Raw genomic sequence first — 4,664 nt, forward strand, 5'->3', positions numbered from 1 at the left:
GGTTTCCGCAATGCTCGCCGAACTCGACGACGAGTGGCTGACCGGCAAGGTCTATCTCAACTTCAACCTGTAACCCGGTTGTCATGACCACCCAACCGGAAATTTACAGAAAAGAGGTTGCACAATCGGGGTGGGCCGTGGTGGTGGCGCTGCGCTGCATCCATGCGCCGTCGCGCGCGAAAACACATTGAGCACCAGCACGCCCGCGACGATCAGCCCGATGCCGATCCACCCCGCCAGATCGATCCGTTGACCGTACAGGACGAAGGCCGCCACCGTGATCAGCACGATGCCCAGCCCCGACCACACCGCGTAGGTGATGCCCACCGATGACCAGCGCCAGCAGCAACCAGGGGTTCATCGCGTGCCGCTCCGTGGGATCACAGCTTTTCGGTCTCGCCGGCTTTGGGCTGCCAGGTCAGCAGCCGCCGCTCGATGCGGCCCACCAGCGCGTCCAGCACCAGCGCAAAGGCCGTCAGCACCAGGATGCCAGCCATCACGGTGTTGATGTCGAAGGTGCCTTCGGCCTGCAGGATCAGGTAGCCCACACCCTGGCTGGAGCCCAGGTACTCGCCCACCACCGCGCCGACGAAGGCCAGCCCCACCGAGGTGTGCAGCGAGCTGAACACCCAGCTCGTCGCGCTGGGCAAATACACATGGCGCAACAGCTGGCGCGGGCTCGCGCCCAGCATGCGCGCATTGGCCAGCACCACGGGGCTGACCTCGCGCACGCCTTGGTAGACGTTGAAGAACACGATGAAAAACACCAGCGTCACGCCCAGCGCGACCTTGGAGCCGATGCCCAGCCCGAACCACACGGAAAAGATCGGCGCCAGGATGATGCGCGGCATCGAGTTGAGCGCCTTGATGTAAGGCTCGAGAATCGCCGACGCCATGGGCGACAGCGCCAGCCACAGCCCCGCCGCCAGCCCGGTGACCGAGCCGATGCCAAACGCCAGCAGGGTTTCGGCCAGCGTGATGCCCAGGTGCTGGTAGATGTCGGCGTCGGTCACGAACCAGGCCCAGATGCGCGCCAGCACCTTGAGCGGCTCGCCAAAGAAAAAGGCGGCCTGCCGATCGTTGTCGAAGACGAACGGGGGGATCAGCCCCGGCGCCGTGAGCGCATGCCACAGCAGGAAGACGGCGAGCAGCAGCGCCAGCTGCCACAGCCGCAGGTTGCCAGGGCGGGGTTTGAGCCATTGCCACATGGTTGCCAAAGCGGGGGGTCAGGCCGCGCGGCCCAGTTGTTGTTGGTAGCCCTTGAGCACCTCCTCGCGCAGCACGCCCCAGATGGCGGCGTGCAGGTCCAGGAAGCGCGGCGTCATCTTGATTTCGGCCACGTCACGCGGGCGCGGCAGGTCGATGGTGAAGTCGCCAATCGGGCGTGCCGCGGGGCCGGCGCTCATCACGACCACGCGGTCGCTCAAGGCAATCGCCTCGTCCAGATCGTGGGTGATGAACAGCACCGCCTTGCGCTTGGCGCTCCAGAGGGCCAGCAGCTCGTTTTCCATGAGCTGGCGGGTCTGGATGTCCAGCGCCGAAAAGGGCTCGTCCATCAGGATGATGTCGGGGTCCAGCACCAGGGTCTGCGCCAGGCTGGCGCGCTTGCGCATGCCGCCGCTCATCTGGTGCGGGTAGCGGTCGCCAAACGCCCCCAGCCCGACACGGCGTAGCCACGCCTCGGCCTGCGCACGCGCCTCGGCCGCGGGCACGCCGCGAAACTCCAGCCCTGCCATCACGTTGCCCAGCGCCGTGCGCCAGGGCATGAGGCTTTCGGCCTGGAACATGTAGCCGGCGCGGCGGTTGAGCCCCGTCAGCGGCGCGCCAAAACAGCGCACCGTGCCTCGGCTGGGGGCCAACAGCCCGGCGGCCACGTTGAGCAGCGTGCTCTTGCCGCAGCCGGTGGGGCCGACGACGCTGACGAACTCCCCCGCGCCCACCGTCAGCGACACGTGCTCGACCGCCGTGTAGCGCTGGCCTGCCGTGCCGTGGCCGGCGAAGGTGCAGGCGATGTCGAGCAGTTCGATCGCTGCCGCTGCGGCCATGCGTGCTTATCCCTTGGGGTAGCGGGCGTTGGCCCGTTGCGCGAAGGTGTTGGTGTAGGTGGCCGCCAGATCCAGTTGCGCGCGGGCGAGCTTGTCGTCCACGCTGGCCAGTGCGCGCAGCGCCGTCTCCGGCCCCTTGGGCGGAATCAGGCCGTCGGGCGACAGCGCGGGCTTGGCCGCCAGAAAACCGTCGATGTAGACCGCGCGGTCGCCCAGCAAGTAGCTTTCGGGGACAGTCTTGATGATGTCGCCTGCGCCGGCGTGCTGGATCCACTTGTTGGCGCGCACCATGGCGTTGGTCAGTGCTTGCACGGTGTGGGGATGTTGCGCGACGAAGGACTCGGGCGCGTACAGGCAGCCGGCCGGCATGGGTCCGCCAAAGACGCGCTCGGCCTCGGCCGGTTTGCGCGTGTCCACCACCACCCGCAGGTCCCCGGAGCGCTGCAACAGGGTGATGACCGGATCGAGGTTGCTGATGGCGTCGATTTGCCCGGCGCGCATCGCCGCCACGGCGCCGTTGCTCGCGCCCACGCCGATGACGCTGACATCGCTGGGCTTGAGGCCGGCCTTGGCCAGCACGAAGTTGAGCATGATGTGGGTCGAGCTGCCCGGGGCGGTGACGCCAATCTTGCGGCCCTTGAGGTCGGCGACGGATCGGAAGTTGGGCAGCGTTTTGGGGTTGACGCCAAGCACGATTTGCGGCGCCAGCCCTTGCAGCACGAAGGCGCGCATCGGCTGGCCCTTGGCCTGCATGTTGATCGTGTGCTCGAAGGCGCCGGAAACGACATCGGCGCTGCCGCCCACCACCGCCTGCAACGCCCGCGAGCCACCGGCAAAATCGACGATGGTCACGTCCAGCCCTTCGGCCTTGAAGTAACCCAACTGCTCGGCAATGGTCAGCGGCAGGTAATAAAACAGGTTCTTGCCGCCGACGGCGATGGTGACCTTGGGCTTTTCCGGCGCCTGCGCGCGCGCCCAGCCGGGCCAGGCAGCGGCCGCCAGTGCGGCGGCCAGGATGTCGCGTCGTTGCATCATGGGTCTCCTCGTTTGCGTTTGGGGTGCCAAGCCCAATCACTGTACCCCAAAACCCCGGCCGATCCCACGGCGCGGTGTCGCCCCGGGTCAATGGCGCGCGGGTGGGACCGGGCGCAAGGCGCGCGCGCTCAGCAGCGCCAGCGCGCACAGCGCCGCCAGCAGCCAAAACGCCCAGGCAAAGGCCGCCAGGCGCGCGGCCGGCGGTGCCCCCACGGCAGGCAGTGCCAGCGCCGCCCAGCGCCACTCGACCACCATGCCGCACAGGCTCACGCCCACCGCGCCGCCCAGCATGCGCAACACCCCGATGGCGCTGGAGCCCTGCGGGATTTCACTGGCGGGCAGGGCACGCATCGCACCCAGGTTGAGCGACGGCAACACAAAGCCCAAGCCCACGCGCCCGACGATGGCCAGCGCGACCAACGCCGCCAGCGGCGTTGCAGGCTGCACCAGGGCAAAGCCGACGAAGGACAGCGTCAGCACCGCCAAGCCGATGGCCACCAGCCGGTGCGCGGGCTGCCGGTCGGCCAGTCGCCCGACGATGGCGATGGTGGCCGCCAGCACCAGCCCGGCCGGCAACAGCAACGCGCCCACGTAGGCTGCGGGCAGCCCCAGGCCCATTTGCAAATGCACCGGGATCAGGTAGGTGGAGCCAAACAGCACCGCACCGTAGATCAAGGCGACCCAGCTGCCAGCCGCAAACGCCCGGTGGCGAAACACGGCCAGCTGCAACAGCGGGGCAGGGGCGCCCCGCCGACGGCCCCGCCGCTGCCACGCGACAAACGCGGCCAGCGCCACCGCAGCGCCCACCAGATGCAGCGCGGCCTGGGCGGGTGGGGCGGCGTGCACCGCCACCAGCCCGGTCAGCAACGCCAGCGTGGCCACGGTGGCCAGCACCAGCCCCACGCGGTCCAGCGCCAGCCCACGCTGCGGGGCAACCCCGCCGGGCGCGGTCACCGGCACGTAGCGCCGCGCCAGCCACAGCGACAGCACGCCAAACGGCAGCACCATGAAAAAAATCGAGCGCCACCCCAGCGCCTCCACCAGCACCCCGCCCAGGCTCGGGCCCAGCGCGGGCGCCAGCACCACCCCCATGCCAAACAGGCCGCTGGCGCGTCCCTGCTCGTCGGGCTGGAAGGCGCGCAGGATCACGATGGCCGGGATCGGCTGCACCACCCCGGCTGCCCACCCCTCGGCCAGCCGCGCGGTCAGCACCAGCGCGTACCGGTCGGCCAGTCCGCCGAGCAACCCGCCGACCATAAGGGCCAGCAGGCACAGCTCATACGTGCGCCGAAAGCCAAACCGGGTCAGCATCCACGGCGTGGTCAGCATCCCCACCACCGAGGCGGCCATGAAGCCCGAGCTGACCCACTGCGCCTGGTCCTGGCCGAGCGCAAACGCCTGGCTGAGGGCCGGGATGGCGACGTTGACCACGGTCGAGGACATCAGGGCCGCTATCGCGCCGACCATGACCGACAGCACCAACGGCACCTACGTCAACGGCCGCGCCGTGGTGTCGGCACCGGTGGGGCCGGACGACCTGATCGAGATCGCGCGCTACCAGTTGCGGGTGGTGGTGGAGGATGC

4 protein-coding genes and 1 pseudogene are annotated in these 4,664 nt (G+C 69.1%); all 5 read right to left on the reverse strand.

Annotation, left to right across the window (positions count from 1 at the left end; all coding sequences use genetic code 11):
* Positions 1 to 162: 162 nt before the first annotated feature.
* A pseudogene (locus Tther_RS12670) lies at positions 163 to 327 on the reverse strand (SMR family transporter); the annotation flags it as partial.
* 53 nt (positions 328 to 380) lie between these two features.
* Entirely contained in the window at positions 381 to 1,208 is an 828-nt protein-coding gene (locus tag Tther_RS12675) for an ABC transporter permease (protein WP_143904439.1), read from the reverse strand.
* An 18-nt stretch (positions 1,209 to 1,226) separates the two neighbouring features.
* Positions 1,227 to 2,045 carry an ABC transporter ATP-binding protein gene (locus Tther_RS12680; protein ID WP_143904441.1) on the reverse strand — a complete coding sequence of 273 codons (819 nt, stop codon included), beginning with the start codon at positions 2,043 to 2,045 and terminating at the stop codon, positions 1,227 to 1,229.
* Between the two features lie 6 nt (positions 2,046 to 2,051).
* Positions 2,052 to 3,077, reverse strand: a complete 1,026-nt coding sequence (locus Tther_RS12685; protein ID WP_143904443.1) for an ABC transporter substrate-binding protein — start codon at positions 3,075 to 3,077, stop codon at positions 2,052 to 2,054.
* 90 nt (positions 3,078 to 3,167) lie between these two features.
* Entirely contained in the window at positions 3,168 to 4,547 is a 1,380-nt protein-coding gene (locus Tther_RS12690; RefSeq protein ID WP_143904445.1) for an MFS transporter, read from the reverse strand.
* Positions 4,548 to 4,664 lie beyond the last annotated feature (117 nt).

The organism is Tepidimonas thermarum (assembly GCF_007556705.1).
Lineage (GTDB): Bacteria > Pseudomonadota > Gammaproteobacteria > Burkholderiales > Burkholderiaceae_C > Tepidimonas > Tepidimonas thermarum.

Excerpts from the sequence above, each read along its gene's own strand:
- Tther_RS12680 (WP_143904441.1), bottom strand. The coding sequence starts at position 2,045 with ATGGCCGCAGCGGCAGCGATCGAACTGCTCGACATCGCCTGCACCTTC.
- Tther_RS12685 (WP_143904443.1), bottom strand. The coding sequence starts at position 3,077 with ATGCAACGACGCGACATCCTGGCCGCCGCACTGGCGGCCGCTGCCTGG.
- Tther_RS12675 (WP_143904439.1), bottom strand. The coding sequence starts at position 1,208 with ATGTGGCAATGGCTCAAACCCCGCCCTGGCAACCTGCGGCTGTGGCAG.
- Tther_RS12690 (WP_143904445.1), bottom strand. The coding sequence starts at position 4,547 with ATGGTCGGCGCGATAGCGGCCCTGATGTCCTCGACCGTGGTCAACGTC.